Below are 15,385 nucleotides of genomic sequence, written 5' to 3'. Positions count from 1 at the left end.
ATTCATCTTTCGCTCGCGGCCCGGTAGCGTGCACCCGGAGACCCCAAGGACGGGAGCGGACATGGCGGACATGATCGAGGGCCACGGCGGAGATCTCGCGCTGGCGACCCTGCGGGCGTACGGCGTCACGGAGATGTTCACCCTCTCCGGCGGCCACGTCTTCCCGCTGTACGACGCGGCGCACAAGTCCGGCTTCCCCATCTACGACGTCCGGCACGAACAGTCCGCCGTGTTCGCCGCCGAGGCGGTCGCCAAGCTCCAGCGCCGTCCCGGCCTCGCCGTGCTCACCGCCGGTCCCGGCGTCACCAACGGCATCTCCGGCCTGACCAGCGCGTTCTTCAACGCCTCCCCGGTGCTCGTGATGGGCGGCCGGGCGCCCGCGTTCCGGTGGGGCGCCGGGAGTCTGCAGGAGATCGACCACATCCCGCTGGTCGCCCCGGTCACCAAGTACGCGGCCACGATCCCCGACCCGGACGCCATTTCGGGCGAGGTGTCGCGTGCGCTCACCGCGGCGCTCACGGCGCACCGCGGTCCCGCCTTCCTGGACGTGCCGCTGGAGGTGTTCTTCTCCACCGGCGAGGTCGCCGCGCCCGCTGCGGCGCAGATCCCGGCGGTCGAGCCCGACCCCGACGAGGTGGCCCGGGCGGCCGCGCTGGTGGCGGGCGCCGAACGCCCGGTGTTCATCGCGGGTTCCGACGTCTGGACCGGCGACGCGGTCGAGGCGCTGCGCGCCGCCGCCGAGGCGCTGCGGGTGCCCGTGTTCACCAACGGCATGGGCCGGGGCGCGCTGCCGCCCGGTCACCCGCTGGCGTTCGCCCGGGCCCGCCGTCCCGCCCTCGACGGCGCGGACGTCGTCGTGGTGGTCGGCACCCCGCTGGACTTCCGGCTGGGCTTCGGCGAGTTCGGCGACGCCCAGGTGGTGCACGTCGTGGACGCGCCGAGCCAGCGCGCCACCCACGTGACCCCGGCCGCCTCCCCGGCCGGTGACCTGCGGGCGATCCTCACCGCGTTCGCGAACCACCCGGGCAGCCGCGCCGACCACTCCGACTGGGTGGCGGGCCTGCGTACCGCCGAGGACGCGGCGAAGGCGCGCGACGCCGAGGCGATGGCCGCCGAGACCGACCCGATCCGCCCCGCGCGCATCTACGGCGAACTGCGCCAGGTGCTGGACGCGGACGCGGTGACCATCGGCGACGGTGGCGACTTCGTCTCGTACGCGGGCCGCTACCTGGAGCCCGCCCAGCCGGGCACCTGGCTCGACCCCGGCCCGTACGGCTGCCTCGGCACCGGCATGGGATACGCCATGGGCGCCCGGGTGACCTACCCGGACCGGCAGGTCTGCGTGCTGATGGGCGACGGCGCCGCCGGGTTCTCCCTGATGGACGTCGAGTCCCTGGTACGCCAGCAGCTGCCCGTGGTCATCGTCGTGGGCAACAACGGCATCTGGGGCCTGGAGAAGCACCCCATGCAGGCCATGTACGGCTACGACGTCGCGGCCGACCTGCAACCGGGCCTGCGCTACGACGACGTGGTCCGGGCGCTGGGCGGGGCGGGGGAGACCGTGGAGAAGTCCGCGGACCTGGGGGCGGCGCTGCGGCGGGCGTTCGACTCGGGCGTGCCGTACCTGGTCAACGTGCTGACCGACCCGACGGACGCGTACCCCCGGTCGTCCAACCTGGCCTGAGCCGCTACTCGTCGTCGGGCTTGCGCAGCTCGCGTTCCCACTGCGCGAGCAGTTCCCGGTCGCGGCGGGCCTGTTCGGTGTCCATCGAGCGCAGGAAGTCCGGGTCGTCGTCCGGTGAGGCGGGCCGGGCGGTCCGGCGGGGCGGTCCGCCCTCGGCCGGGGCGGGCAGCGGGCGCCCCCAGAAGTAGTACGCGATCGGTCCGCACAGCGGGATCAGCAGGATGACCAGGACCCAGACGGCACGCGGCAGGGTGCGGACCCGGTCGGCGGACAGCGCGCCGATCAGGGCGAGGACCAGTAGTGCGAGCTGCACGGCAGCCAGGAAGATGAACGACCGGACCATGAGGCAATGATGACGCGGCCTGACCGGTACGTCATCGATCAGGCCAGGACAACCACGGCGCCGAAGGCCGCGAAGCTCGCGCACAGCAGCGCGTACGCGACGACCGTGCGGCTGCCGGGGCGGGGCGGGCGCGCGATCAGCCCGTGGACCCGGCGGTAGCCGAGCCCGACCAGGGTGGCCCAGACGCCCATCGCGGCGGCGACGGCCAGCACGGTGCCGACGCCCGGGCCGGGCACGAAGGCCGGACGCAGGATCAGCAGGGCGACGACGGTGGCGGACAGGCCGGTGCGCCGCCACGCCAGCCGGGTGCGCTCGGCGGAGGCGCCGTGGTCGTCCTCGCCGTCCGGGGCACTCATCACAGCGCCCGCATGAGTACGGCGACGACCAGCAGCAGCGCCCCCACGGCGACCACGATCGCCAGCACCGCCGGGAACCGGGACCGGGGCAGGTCCGTGCCGAGCCGCATGGCCCGTTCCGTACGGGCCCAGTGGTCGACCGCCCGCAGCGCGACGAGCCCGCCGAGCACCAGCAGCGACACGGCGATGATCTCGCGCAGGTGGGCGATGGGCAGCGGTGGCAGGAACTGCGCACAGGCCAGCCCGCCCGCGATCAGCGCCAGCCCGGTACGGATCCAGGCCAGGAACGTCCGTTCGTTGGCCAGGGAGAAGCGGTAGTCGGGGGTCTTGCCGACCCGCGGCGACCGCCCGGGGTCGAACCACTGTCGCAGGTCGTCAAGCACGCTTGGATTATCGAACGTTCAGTTTCGGGACCGCCCGGGGACGGCGGCATTTGGGCGTGGGGGAGGATGGGTCGGCGGCGGGGCGTCCCCCGCTCGTGAGGCAAGGAGTGAGTTGGCCGGACATGTCCCGACAAATCCCCCGGTCTGATGGCAGCGAACAGGTGGTCCGAGGTCGTGAGGTGAGTCACCCTCGGCGGCGGAGACCGGTTAGCTACTGGCGGGTAACCTTTCCGGGGTGACACGTGGCCGTGGGCGTTCGTAAACAGGAGGTCGTCGAAGCGCGATGAACATCGTCGTACTGGTCAAGCAGGTACCCGACTCCGGTGCCGAGCGCACCCTGAGCCCGGGCGACAACACCGTCGAGCGAGCCTCGGCTAGCAACGTCATCAACGAGATGGACGAGTACGCCATCGAAGAGGCGCTCAAGCTCAAGGAGGCGCACGGCGGCGAGGTGACCGTCCTGACGATGGGTCCCGCGGGCGCCACCGAGTCCATTCGCAAGGCCCTGTCCATGGGCCCGGACAAGGCCGTCCACGTGCAGGACGACGCGCTGCACGGCTCCTGCGCGGTCGCCACCAGCAAGGTGCTGGCCGCCGCCCTCGGCACCCTCAACGCCGACCTGGTGCTCTGCGGCGCCGAGTCCACCGACGGCCGGGTCCAGGTCCTGCCGCACATGCTGGCCGAGCGCCTCGGCATCGCCGCGCTGACCGGCGCCCGCAAGCTCACCGTGGACGGTGCCAACCTCACCATCGAGCGCCAGACCGACGAGGGCTACGAGGTCGTCACCGCCGCCACCCCCGCCGTGGTCAGCGTGTGGGACACCATCAACGAGCCGCGCTACCCGTCCTTCAAGGGCATCATGGCCGCCAAGAAGAAGCCGGTGCAGGGCCTCGCGCTCGGCGACCTCGGCGTGAGCGCCGACGAGGTCGGCTTCGCCGGGGCGACCAGCACCGTGGTCGAGTTCGCGAAGCGCCCGGCCCGGTCCGCCGGCACCAAGATCACCGACGAGGGTACGGGCGGCACGCAGTTCGTCGAGTTCCTCGCCACCGAGAAGTTCGTCTGAGGAGGCCCACAATGGCTGAAGTACTGGTCGTCGTCGAAGCCTCCCAGGCAGCCGGCGTCAAGAAGGTCACGCTCGAGATGCTCACCATCGCCCGCGGTCTGGGCGAGGTCTCCGCGGTCGTGCTCGGCGGAGCCGGTGCGGCCGCCCAACTCGCCGACAAGCTCGGCGAGTTCGGCGCCGCGAAGATCTACGCGGCCGAGGGCGAGGAGATCGACGGTTACCTCGTCGCCCCCAAGGCCACCGTCGTCGCCGAGCTGGTCAAGCGGGTCCAGCCCGCGGCCGTCCTGCTGGCCTCCACCCAGGAGGGCAAGGAGATCGCCGGTCGCCTCGCGGTCAAGCTCGACAACGGGCTGCTCACCGACGCGGTCGAGGTCGCGGCCGACGGCACCGCCACCCAGGTCGTCTTCGCCGGCTCCACGATCGTCAAGTCCAAGGTCACCAAGGGCCTGCCGATCGTCACCATCCGGCCGAACTCGGTGACCCCCGAGGCCGCCCCCGCCACCCCGGCGGTCGAGCAGCTCACGATCGCCTCGACCGACGCCGACAAGCTGGCCAAGGTCGTCGAGCGGGTCGCCGAGCAGAAGGGGTCGCGCCCCGAGCTCACCGAGGCCTCGATCGTCGTCTCCGGCGGCCGCGGCGTCGGCAACGCGGAGAACTTCTCCCTGGTCGAGGAGCTGGCCGACCTGCTCGGCGGCGCGGTCGGCGCGTCCCGGGCCGCGGTCGACTCCGGCTACTACCCGCACCAGTTCCAGGTCGGGCAGACCGGCAAGACCGTGTCTCCGCAGCTGTACATCGCGCTGGGCATCTCCGGTGCCATCCAGCACCGGGCGGGCATGCAGACCAGCAAGACGATCGTCGCCATCAACAAGGACCCCGAGGCGCCGATCTTCGAGCTGGCCGACTTCGGCGTCGTGGGTGACCTGTTCAAGGTCGTACCGCAGGCCGCCGAGGAGATCCGCAAGCGCAAGTAACACCGGCACGGCCACGTCCCAGCCCCGGCGGAGTTCGCTCCGCCGGGGCTGGGTGCGTTTCGCGGGCGCCGGTGCCGCCGTGCCCGCGGGTGCGTTTCGCGGTACCGCACGGCGCCGGGGCCACCGTGCCCGGAATGCCGGGTGAGGGTCGCGACGCGGGGATCGCCGCCGGGGCGGCGACCGCCGTCCGGGTCCCATCGACGGCGGGGGCATAAGCTTTCCGGTGATGGCCTACCTGGATCACGCGGCGACCACGCCGATGCTTCCCGAGGCGCTCGACGCGTACGTCGCGGCGGCCGGGATGATCGGCAACCCGTCGTCCCTGCACGCCGCCGGGCGCACCGCGCGCCGGCTGGTCGAGGAGTCCCGCGAGCGCATCGCCGCGGTGCTCGGCGCTCGCCCCTCCGAGGTGATCTTCACCAGCGGCGGCACCGAGAGCGACAACCTCGCCACCAAGGGGATCTACTGGGCGCGACGGGCCGCCGAACCCGGCCGGACCCGGGTCGCCGCGTCGGCGGTCGAGCACCACGCCGTGCTGGACTCGGTCGAGTGGCTCGGCGCGCACGAGGGCGCCGACGTCGACTGGCTGCCCGTGGAGACTTCCGGGCGGGCCACCCCCGCCGCCCTCGCCGAGCTGCTCGACGAGCGCGGGGACGACGTCGCGGTCGTCAGCGTCCAGTGGGCGAACAACGAGGTCGGCACGATCCAGCCCATCCACGAGCTGGCCGCGCTCGCCGCCGAGTCCGGCGTACCCCTGCACACCGACGCGGTCCAGGCGGTCGGGCAGGTCCCGGTCGACTTCGCGGCCAGCGGGGTCGCCGCGCTCACCGTCACCGGCCACAAGCTGGGCGGCCCGGTCGGGGTCGGCGCGCTGCTGCTGGGCCGCGACGTCGCCTGCACCCCGCTGCTGCACGGCGGCGGCCAGGAGCGCGACGTGCGCTCCGGCACCCTGGACACCCCCGGCGTGGTGGCGTTCGCGGTGGCGGTCGAGGCCGCGGCCAAACGCCAGCCCGAGTACGCGGCCCGCGTCGCGGCGCTGCGCGACGACCTGGTCTCCCGGGTACGCGCCGCGGTGCCGGACGCGGTCTACAACGGCGCCGCGAGCGACCGGCTGCCCGGCAACGCCCACTTCTCGTTCCCCGGCTGCGAGGGCGACGCCCTACTGCTGCTGCTCGACGCGCAGGGGATCGCCTGCTCGACCGGCTCGGCCTGCTCGGCCGGGGTGGCGCAGCCCTCGCACGTACTGCTGGCCATGGGCGCCGACGACGACCGGGCCCGGTCGTCGCTGCGGTTCACGCTCGGCCACACCAGCACCGCGGACGACGTGGACGCACTGCTGACTGCGCTGCCCGGAGCGGTCGAACGGGCCCGCCGCGCCACCGCCTGGAAAACCCCCCGCTGAATTGGTTTCTAGTGATCTTGATGGGTTCGGGTCGGCCTCTGACCGGAACTCATCAACGATCTTCCGGTGGCAAGCCGACCAGCTCCGGACCTGCGTCCGGGTGCCCGGACAACCCCCGGCGCCGGTGCGTGTGGGTGCCGCTTCCGGGGGCGGATAGGCTGGAGGAATGCGTGTACTGGCGGCGATGTCCGGCGGAGTCGACTCCGCCGTGGCCGCCGCGCGCGCCAAGGACGCCGGGTACGACGTCACCGGGGTGCACCTGGCCCTGGCCCGCAACCCGCAGACCTACCGCACCGGGGCGCGCGGCTGCTGCACGCTGGAGGACTCGCGGGACGCCCGCCGGGCCGCCGACGTGATCGGCATCCCGTTCTACGTCTGGGACATGGCCGAGCAGTTCCACGCCGACGTGGTCGACGACTTCGTCGCCGAGTACGCGGCCGGCCGTACTCCTAATCCCTGTCTGCGCTGCAACGAGAAGATCAAGTTTGCGGCGGTGCTGGACCGGGCGGTCGCCCTGGGTTTCGACGCCGTGGTCACGGGACATCACGCCCGGCTCGGCGCGGACGGGCTGCTGCGCCGCAGCGTCGACCTGGCCAAGGACCAGTCGTACGTGCTGGCCGTGCTGACCCGCGTCCAGCTGGACCGCGCGGTCTTTCCGCTGGGTGACTCCACCAAGGCGCAGGTCCGCGCGGAGGCGGCCGAGCGTGGCCTGGCCGTGGCCGACAAGCCGGACTCGCACGACATCTGCTTCATCGCCGACGGCGACACCCGCGGCTTCCTGGCGCGCCAGCTCGGCGAGGAGCCCGGCGACATCGTGGACGCGCACAGCGGCGCGGTCCTGGGCCAGCACCGGGGGGCATACGCCTACACGGTCGGTCAGCGCAAGGGTCTGGACCTGCGGGTTCCCGCCCCCGACGGCCGCCCCCGGTACGTACTGTCGATCACTCCCAAGACCAACACGGTGACCGTCGGCCCGCGCGAGGACCTGGCGGTGGACACGGTCACCGCCACCCGCCCGATCTGGCACGGCGCAGCCACCCCGGTGGCCTGCGACGTGCAGTTGCGCGCGCACGGGGAGGTCGTCGCGGCCGAGGTGACCGTGGCCGGGGGCGAGCTGACCGCCCGGCTGCGCGAGCCGGCCCGCGGGGTCGCGGCCGGGCAGGCGATCGTCGCGTACCGGCCCGATCCGGCGGGGGACATCGTGCTCGGCTCGGCCACGATCACGGCCGGTCTGTCGTCCGACGCGGACGTCCCGGCGGCCGGGTCGTCGTCCGCGGCGGGGGTCGCGGTGGCTGGGCCGTCGTCTGTGGCGGACGTTCCGGCGGCCGGGTCGGGGGCCGCGGCCGGTGCCTGAGTTTCCCTGGCCGGCCGGTGCTGCCACCGGGCTGGGCTCGCTGCCCGGTACGGACATCGCCGAGGCGCAGCGCCTGATCTTCGGCGAGCTGCCAGACCTGCCGCACCTGGCGGAGCTGCCCGAGCGCGGCCCCGGGGCGGACATCATCGGGCGCGGTGCCGGGCTGCTCGTCGATCTGCCGGTGCAGCTCTACGCGGGTCGCTGGCAGATCGCCCGCCGGCCCGGTCAGGACCTGCGCCGCGCGGCCGACCTGTGGGAACGCGACCTGGATCAGCTCACCGAGCAGGGCGACGGGTACGCGGGTGTGCTCAAGTTGCAGGCCGCCGGGCCGTGGACGCTGGCCGCGAGCCTCGACCTGGCGATCGGTGGGCTGCTGCTGCGCGATCCCGGTGCCGTACGTGACCTCACCGATTCGCTGGCCGAGGGGCTGCGGCGGCACGTCGCCGAGGTCCGCAAGCGGCTGCCGCACGCCACCGTGCTGCTGCAGGTCGACGAGCCGGCCCTGCCCTCGGTCGTGGCGGGGCGGGTGCCGACCGAGAGCGGGCTGGGCGCGTACCGCGCGGTGGAGCGACCCGACGCGGCGGGCGGGCTGCGGAGGGTGGTGGAGGCGGCCGGCGCGCCGGTGGTCCTGCACTGCTGCGCGCCCGACGTACCCCTGGATGTGGTGCGGGATGCCCGCGCCGCCGGTGTCGCCCTCGACCTGTCGCTGCTGTCGGATCTCGACCCGCTCGGCGAGGCGCTCGACGCGGGCCTGGGCCTGTTCGCGGGCGCGGCCGCCACTCGCCCGCCGTCGTCCGGGCGGGCGCCCACCTCGGCCGAGGTCGCGGACCGGGTCCGTACGTTGTGGACCCGTCTCGGTTTTCCGGTGCAGCGGCTGGCCGCCCAGGTCGTGGTCACGCCCGCCTGCGGCCTGGCGGGCGCACCGGACCGGTACGTTCGGGCGGTTCTCGCCGCCTGCCGCGACGCGGGCCGCCGCCTGGCCGAAGTCTGACGCTCCGCCCGGCCTGGTGATCCGTGCCCGGCCTGGTGATCCGTGCCCGGCCTGGTGATCCGTGCCCGGCCTGGTGATCCGTGCCCGGCCGGTGATTCGTCCTTGGCCCGGTCTTCTGCCGTTGGCGATGGTGGTTCCGGCTCCGGCCCGGCGGGTGGACGGCGGCCCGCAAACTGTCGTAGGTGCCGACTAACGTGCTGGTGGAAGCACGAATGACGGAGGGTTCCCGGTGGCCAACAGTTCGGTGTCCAAAGGCTCGGCGTCCCAGGAGGCGAAGGGCTCGGCGTCTCGCGGGCGGTCGGGCGACGCGGCGACGCGCGAGTCGTCCGACGAGGTCGCGGTCGCCGCGGAGATCGCCGAGGGGCGCCCCACCGCCGCGCAGGTGGCCGCGGCCGGCGCCGACCCGACCCCGGAGGCCAGTGCCCGGCACGCCGAGTTGAGCGACGAGGTCCGCGGCCACCAGTACCGCTACTACGTGCTCGACTCGCCGACGGTCTCCGACGCGGAGTTCGACCGGCTGCTGCGCGAGCTGGAGGAGCTGGAGGGGCGGTATCCGGCGCTGCGCACGCCGGATTCCCCGACGCAGAACGTCGGCGGGACGTTCTCGACCCAGTTCACCCCGGTGGAGCACGCCGAGCGCATGATGTCGCTGGACAACGTCTTCGACGCGGGTGAGCTGGCCGCGTGGGCCGAGCGTACGGTGCGCGACGCGGGCGGCCCCGTCGACTTCATCTGCGAGCTGAAGGTGGACGGCCTGGCCATCAACCTGACGTACGAGAAGGGGCGGCTGGTGCGCGGGGCGACGCGGGGCGACGGGCGCACCGGCGAGGACGTCACGTCGAACGTGCGCACCATCCGCGAGATCCCGGAGCGGCTGGCCGGGGACGACCCGCCGGATCTGCTGGAGGTGCGCGGGGAGATCTACTTTCCGGCGTCGGCGTTCGCGGATCTCAACGCGTCGCTGGTCGAGCAGGGCAAGGCACCGTTCGCCAATCCGCGCAACGCGGCGGCCGGCAGCCTGCGCCAGAAGGATCCGCGGATCACGGCGTCACGCGGCCTGCGCATGGTGGTGCACGGGATCGGCGCCCGGGTGGGCTTCCAGCCGACGTCGCAGTCCCACGCGTACGAGCAGCTCAAGGCGTGGGGCCTGCCGACCAGCGACCGGTGGCGCCAGGTCGGTGACATGGCCGGGGTGACCGGGTTCATCGACTACTACGCCGAGCACCGGCACGACGTCGAGCACGAGATCGACGGCGTGGTCGTCAAGGTGGACTCGGTCGCGATCCAGGGCCGGCTCGGTTCGACCAGCCGCGCGCCCCGGTGGGCGATCGCGTTCAAGTACCCGCCGGAGGAGGTGACCACCAAGCTGCTCGACATCGACGTCAACGTCGGGCGGACCGGGCGGGTGACCCCGTTCGCGGTGCTGGAGCCGGTACGGGTCGCGGGTTCCACGGTCGCCCTGGCCACCCTGCACAACGCCCGGGAGGTCGAGCGCAAGGGGGTGTGGATCGGCGACACGGTCGTGTTGCGCAAGGCCGGGGACGTCATCCCCGAGGTGCTCGGCCCGGTCATGGATCTGCGCCCCGCGGACGCCCGCCAGTTCGTGATGCCGACCGAGTGCCCGGCATGCGGCACGGGGCTCGCCCCGGCCAAGGAGAGCGACGTCGACATCCGCTGTCCGAACACCCGGTCCTGCCCCGCGCAGTTGCGCGAGCGGGTGTTCCACCTCGCCGGCCGGGGCGCCTTCGACATCGAGGTGCTGGGCTACAAGGCGGGCCAGGCACTGCTGGACTCGGGCATCATCACCGACGAGGGCGACCTGTTCGCGATCACGGCCGAGCAACTGGCGTCCGCGCCCTTCTTCGTCAACAAGGACGGCAGCCTCGGCAGCAACGCCGTGAAGCTGCTGGACAATCTGGCCGAGGCCCGCGAGCGTCCGCTGTGGCGGGTGCTGGTGGCCCTGTCGATCCGGCACGTCGGCCCCACGGCGGCCCAGGCACTGGCCCGGCAGTTCGGCTCGATGGAGGCGATCGAGGCGGCGGTGCGCGAGGAGCGGGTCGAGGAGCTGTCCGCGGTGGACGGCGTCGGGCCGACGATCGCCGAGAGCCTGCGCGAGTGGTTCGCGGTGGACTGGCACGCCGACATCGTGCGCAAGTGGCGCGAGGCCGGGGTGCGGATGGCCGACGAGCGTACCGACGAGGGGCCCCGCCCGCTGGAGGGCCTGACCGTGGTGGTCACGGGCACGCTGGCCAGCCACTCGCGCGACCAGGCCACCGAGGCGGTCACGTCCCGGGGCGGCAAGGTCAGCGGCTCGGTGTCGAAGAAGACCGCGTTCGTGGTGGTCGGCGACAACCCGGGCAGCAAGTACGACAAGGCGCTGGCGCTCAAGGTGCCGGTGCTGGACGAGGACGGCTTCGCGGTGCTGCTGGCCGACGGACCGGACGCGGCCCGCCAGGTCGCCGAGCTGACCCCGCCGGGTGACAAGGAGTAGGACCCCTATGGGGTGAAAAAGAGGGCCTTCGGCGGTAGCTCACGCATGTGCGTTTGGTAGCGGCGAGCCTGTTTCGCGTCGTTTTGTCCATGCGGATCTATGGTGAGGGGGATCGGTCGGTCCGACACCATCGGGGAGGTCGCATGGGTGCCGCACAGCCGCGCCGCGCGCCGGGCAGCCCGCTCCCCGAGACGTGCTTCGGCCAACCGGCCCAACAAGGCCAACCGGCCCAACAAGGCCAGGCGGGCCAGCTAGGGCAGGCGGCCCAGCCGGGCGGCTTCGGGGCGGCGCTGGAGACCCCCGGCTACGGGCTACGGACGGCCGGGTCCCTGCGGTGGCCGCCGGTCCCCCAATGGCGCGGCATCCTGCTCACGGCCGCCGGCGTGGCGCTGGCCGACGGTGCACTGTGGGCGATCTCGGCGGACACCTTCGCGGCGCTGCCGCCGGCGTACTGGGCCATGGCCGTGCTCGCGGTCACCGTCGACGCCCGGCCGTACGTCCTGGCCAACCGGCGCGCCAGCTCCGTCGTCCTGCCCTCCATCTGCTTCACCTTCGCGATCGCCCTCGCCTGGGGTTTCGTGCCCGCCGTCGCGGCCCAACTGGTGGCCGTGACCGTCGCCGGGGCCCGGATGCGCCGGCCCGCCCGGCGGGTACCGCACCTGGCCGTGCAGCACGCCGGTGGGCTGGCCGGGGCGTCGCTGGTCGCGGCCGTGACGGGGCTGCACCTGGGTCTCGCGCCGCACTGGGACGACGCGGTACTGACGGTCGCCGCGGCCGCCGCCTGGATCGGCGCCCGGTACGGCCTCGCCGCGGTGGCCGCCCGGTGGCGCCACGAGGGCGGACCGCCCCGGCACCACGAGCGCCGGGGCGTGGAACTGTTCGCCACCGCCGCGCTGCTGCTGCTCGGGCCGGTGGTGCTGGCCGCCGCGCAGGTCGGCCTGGTCCTCGTGCCGCTGGTCCTGCTGGCGCTGCAGGCCGTACACCGGATGGTCCGCTCGGCCGGGGAGTACGAGCGTGCCGCCCGTATCGACGCCCTCACCGGCCTGCCCAACCGCCGCGTCCTGCAGGCCGCGGTCGTGGACCGGGGCGGCGAGGGCGGCCCGCAGCGGCAGCTCGCCCTGCTGTTGCTGGACCTGGACCGGTTCCGCAACGTCAACGACGCGCTGGGCCACCTGCTGGGGGATCGGCTGCTGGTCGAGGTGGCACACCGGCTGGCCGCCGCCGTGCCCACCCACGACCTGCTGGTCCGGCTCGGCGGCGACGAGTTCGCGGTGCTGGCCACGCGGGTCGACGGGCCGGCGGCGGCGCGGGCCGTCGCGGGACACCTCGCCGATGTCCTGCACCGGCCGTTCCACCTGGACGGCCTGGCGGTCGACGTCAGTGCCACGATCGGGATCGCGTTGCAGGCGCCCGGCGCGGCCGCCGGTGCGGGCGACGCCGCCACGTTGCTGCGCCAGGCCGAGGCCGCCATGTACGACGCCAAGCAGCGCGGCGACCAGATCGCGGTGTACGGCCCCGACGCGGCGCACCACTCCCCGGAGCGGCTGACCCTGCTGGCCGACCTGCGGGGTGCCCTGCGCGAGCACCCGAGCACGTTCGACCCGGCGCTGCCGGGCCGCACCGAGCCGTCCGGCCCGGTGCTCGCGGGCCGCACGGAGCCGTCCGGTCCGCGCCCGGCCGTGGACCGGCCCGGTTCGCCGGACGACGGCATCCAGCTCTTCTATCAGCCGCAGATCGCGATCGCGACCGGCGAGGTCGTCGGCGTCGAGGCGCTGCTGCGCTGGCAGCACCCCCGGCGCGGCCTGGTCGGCGCCGAGGAGCTGATCCGCGTCGCCGAGCAGACCCCGGTGATGCGCCTGCTCACCGCGCGGGTGCTGCACGAGGTGGTGGCGCAGCTCGCGGCGTGGCAGGTGGCGGGCCGCCCGGTCCGGGCCGCGGTCAACGTCAGTGTGCGGGACCTGCACAGCGCGGAGATCGCCGAGCGGGTCGACGCCCTGTTGCGCCGCTACGGCGTACCGGCGAGCCTGCTGCAGCTCGAGATCACCGAGAGTGCCCTGATGGCGGACCCGCACCGGGTGCTCACCACGATCACCCGGCTGGACCGGATGGGGGTGGCCATCTCCCTGGACGACTTCGGCACCGGGTACTCGTCGCTGCAGCATCTGCGCCGGCTGCCGCTGACCGAGGTGAAGATCGACCGGTCCTTCGTCCTGGGCATGGTGGCCGACCGCGGCGACGCCGCCATCGTCCGTTCCGTGATCGACCTCGCGGAGGCGCTGCGCCTGCGGGTGGTCGCCGAGGGGGTCGAGGACGAGAGCACGTGGCGGATGCTGGCCCGGGCCGGTTGCCACGCCGCGCAGGGCTGGTTCCACGCCCGCCCGATGCCCGCGGACGACCTGCTCGGCTGGATGGCCCGGTACCGCCCGCTGCGCCCGGTACCCACCACGTGACTACCTTCCAGGAATCGGGAGTCGCCGGACGGCCCGGCCACCCGGCGAAATAGACTCGCTCGGGTCAGCGGCGACGCCGATGATCGCCGTACCGACGACCAGCAGGGGGCACGATGACCGCCATCTCCCGCGAAGAGGTCGCGCATCTCGCGCGCCTGTCGCGGCTCGCCGTGACCGAGCAGGAACTGGACCAGTTCGCGGGCCAGCTCGACGTGATCCTGCAGTCGGTCGCCCGGGTCGGTGAGGTGGCGGCCGAGGACATCCCGCCGACCTCGCACTCCGTACCGCTGACCAACGTGTACCGCGACGACGTCGAGCAGCCGTGCCTCACGCAGGACGAGGCGCTCTCCGGCGCCCCGGACGCCGCCGAGGGCCGGTTCCGCGTACCCCGAATCCTGGACGAGGAGGACTGAAGCCGTGAGTGACGTCACGCGGATGACCGCGACGGAGGTCGCGGCGCTCATCTCCGGCGGCGAGGCCTCGGCGGTGGAGGTCGCGACCGCCCACCTGGACCGGATCGACGCGGTCGACCCCCGGGTGCACGCGTTCCTGCACGTGGACCGCGAGGGCGCGCTGGCCGCCGCGCGGGCGGTGGACGAGAAGCGGGCCGCCGGTGCGCAGCTCGGGCCGCTGGCCGGGGTGCCGGTCGCGGTCAAGGACATCGTCGCGACCCGCGGCGTGCCCACCACCGCCGCCTCGAAGATTCTCGAAGGCTGGCGGCCGCCCTACGACGCGACCGTGGTCGCGCGGCTGCGGGCCGCCGGCACGGTCATGCTCGGCAAGACCAACATGGACGAGTTCGCCATGGGCTCCTCCACGGAGTACTCGGCCTACGGGCCGACGAACAACCCGTGGGACCTGGGGCGCATCCCGGGCGGCTCCGGCGGCGGCAGCGCCGCGGCGCTGGCCGCCTACGAGGCACCCCTGGCCATCGGTACGGACACCGGCGGCTCCATCCGCCAGCCCGGCGCCGTCACCGGCACGGTCGGCGCCAAGCCCACGTACGGCGGGACCTCGCGGTACGGCCTGATCGCGTTCTCGTCCTCGCTGGACACCCCCGGCCCGTGCGCGCGCACCGTGACGGACGCCGCGCTGCTGCACGCCGTGATCGCCGGGCACGACCCGCGCGACTCCACCTCCATCCCGCAGCCCGTCCCGGACGTCGTGGCCGCCGCCCGGCAGGGCGCGACCGGCGACCTCACCGGCGTACGTCTGGGCCTGGTCACCGAGTTCTCCGGGGAGGGCGCGGAGCCCGGCGTGATGGCCGCGTTCCGCGACGCGGTGGAGAAGCTGGTCAAGCTCGGCGCCGAGATCGTCGAGGTGTCCTGTCCCCACTTCCAGTACGCCCTGCCCGCGTACTACCTGATCGCGCCCAGCGAGTGCTCGTCCAACCTGGCCCGCTTCGACGGCGTCCGGTACGGCCTGCGGGTCGGCGACGACGGCAACCGCTCGCTGGAGGAGGTCATGTCGCTGACCCGGGAGGCCGGGTTCGGGCCCGAGGTCAAGCGCCGCGTCATCCTCGGCACGTACGCCCTGTCCAGCGGCTACTACGACGCGTACTACGGGCAGGCGCAGAAGGTCCGTACCCTGATCACCCGGGACTTCACGTCCGCCTTCGAACGGGTCGACGCGCTGATCTCGCCGACCACGCCGTTCGTGGCGTTCCCGTTCGGGTCGCGTACCTCGGATCCGTACCAGATGTATCTGGCGGACCTGTTCACCATCCCCACCAACCTGTACGGCGGCCCGGCGATCTCCGTGCCGTGTGGGCTGTCGGAGGGTCTGCCGGTCGGTTTCCAGGTGATGGCGCCGACGATGGCCGACGACCGGATGTACCGGGTGGCCGCGGCGCTGGAGTCCGCGGTCGGCACGCTCACCCCACCGCCGCTGTAACGGC

At 73.5% G+C, this 15,385-nt stretch carries 13 protein-coding genes; 10 read left to right on the top strand and 3 right to left on the bottom strand.

Annotated elements, in window-relative coordinates:
• Positions 1 to 61: 61 nt before the first annotated feature.
• The gene (locus EV385_RS07995) at positions 62 to 1,684 is read left to right on the top strand and encodes an acetolactate synthase (RefSeq protein ID WP_130508877.1); all 1,623 of its coding nucleotides are present in this window, start codon (positions 62 to 64) and stop codon (positions 1,682 to 1,684) included.
• Between the two features lie 4 nt (positions 1,685 to 1,688).
• Here EV385_RS07995 and EV385_RS07990 read toward each other — a convergent pair whose 3' ends face one another.
• From EV385_RS07990 to EV385_RS07980, 3 genes are read right to left on the bottom strand one after another with little or no spacing between them, the layout of a single operon-like run.
• Entirely contained in the window at positions 1,689 to 2,027 is a 339-nt protein-coding gene (locus tag EV385_RS07990) for a PLD nuclease N-terminal domain-containing protein (RefSeq protein WP_130508876.1), read from the bottom strand.
• 38 nt (positions 2,028 to 2,065) lie between these two features.
• Positions 2,066 to 2,383 (bottom strand): DUF202 domain-containing protein, encoded by a 318-nt coding sequence (locus tag EV385_RS07985; protein WP_130508875.1) that lies wholly within the window; start codon positions 2,381 to 2,383, stop codon positions 2,066 to 2,068.
• Positions 2,383 to 2,766 carry a YidH family protein gene (locus EV385_RS07980; protein WP_130508874.1) on the bottom strand — a complete coding sequence of 128 codons (384 nt, stop codon included), beginning with the start codon at positions 2,764 to 2,766 and terminating at the stop codon, positions 2,383 to 2,385. The genes EV385_RS07985 and EV385_RS07980 overlap by 1 nt, the downstream gene beginning before the upstream one ends.
• A 283-nt stretch (positions 2,767 to 3,049) precedes the next feature.
• Between EV385_RS07980 and EV385_RS07975 the strand changes: the two genes are divergently transcribed.
• From EV385_RS07975 to gatA, 9 genes are all read left to right on the top strand, one after another.
• Entirely contained in the window at positions 3,050 to 3,829 is a 780-nt protein-coding gene (locus EV385_RS07975) for an electron transfer flavoprotein subunit beta/FixA family protein (protein ID WP_130508873.1), read from the top strand.
• Between the two features lie 11 nt (positions 3,830 to 3,840).
• The gene (locus tag EV385_RS07970) at positions 3,841 to 4,800 is read left to right on the top strand and encodes an electron transfer flavoprotein subunit alpha/FixB family protein (protein ID WP_130508872.1); all 960 of its coding nucleotides are present in this window, start codon (positions 3,841 to 3,843) and stop codon (positions 4,798 to 4,800) included.
• Positions 4,801 to 5,026: 226 nt separating this feature from the next.
• Complete coding sequence (locus tag EV385_RS07965; protein WP_130508871.1) at positions 5,027 to 6,202, top strand: cysteine desulfurase family protein; 1,176 nt, start codon at positions 5,027 to 5,029, stop codon at positions 6,200 to 6,202.
• Between the two features lie 166 nt (positions 6,203 to 6,368).
• Complete coding sequence (gene mnmA, locus EV385_RS07960) at positions 6,369 to 7,556, top strand: tRNA 2-thiouridine(34) synthase MnmA (RefSeq protein ID WP_130508870.1); 1,188 nt, start codon at positions 6,369 to 6,371, stop codon at positions 7,554 to 7,556.
• Complete coding sequence (locus EV385_RS07955; RefSeq protein WP_130508869.1) at positions 7,549 to 8,547, top strand: uroporphyrinogen decarboxylase/cobalamine-independent methonine synthase family protein; 999 nt, start codon at positions 7,549 to 7,551, stop codon at positions 8,545 to 8,547. The genes mnmA and EV385_RS07955 overlap by 8 nt, the downstream gene beginning before the upstream one ends.
• 352 nt (positions 8,548 to 8,899) lie before the next feature.
• Positions 8,900 to 11,038 carry an NAD-dependent DNA ligase LigA gene (ligA, locus tag EV385_RS07950; RefSeq protein WP_130513157.1) on the top strand — a complete coding sequence of 713 codons (2,139 nt, stop codon included), beginning with the start codon at positions 8,900 to 8,902 and terminating at the stop codon, positions 11,036 to 11,038.
• 143 nt (positions 11,039 to 11,181) lie between these two features.
• Positions 11,182 to 13,488 (top strand): putative bifunctional diguanylate cyclase/phosphodiesterase, encoded by a 2,307-nt coding sequence (locus EV385_RS07945; RefSeq protein WP_130508868.1) that lies wholly within the window; start codon positions 11,182 to 11,184, stop codon positions 13,486 to 13,488.
• A gap of 113 nt (positions 13,489 to 13,601) precedes the next feature.
• Complete coding sequence (gatC, locus tag EV385_RS07940) at positions 13,602 to 13,901, top strand: Asp-tRNA(Asn)/Glu-tRNA(Gln) amidotransferase subunit GatC (RefSeq protein WP_130508867.1); 300 nt, start codon at positions 13,602 to 13,604, stop codon at positions 13,899 to 13,901.
• Between the two features lie 22 nt (positions 13,902 to 13,923).
• Positions 13,924 to 15,381, top strand: coding sequence for an Asp-tRNA(Asn)/Glu-tRNA(Gln) amidotransferase subunit GatA (gatA, locus tag EV385_RS07935; RefSeq protein ID WP_423203107.1), 1,458 nt, complete (start codon positions 13,924 to 13,926; stop codon positions 15,379 to 15,381).
• Positions 15,382 to 15,385 lie beyond the last annotated feature (4 nt).

Source organism: Krasilnikovia cinnamomea (assembly GCF_004217545.1).
Lineage (GTDB): Bacteria > Actinomycetota > Actinomycetes > Mycobacteriales > Micromonosporaceae > Actinoplanes > Actinoplanes cinnamomeus.
This window is presented reverse-complemented; position numbering and strand designations above follow the sequence as displayed.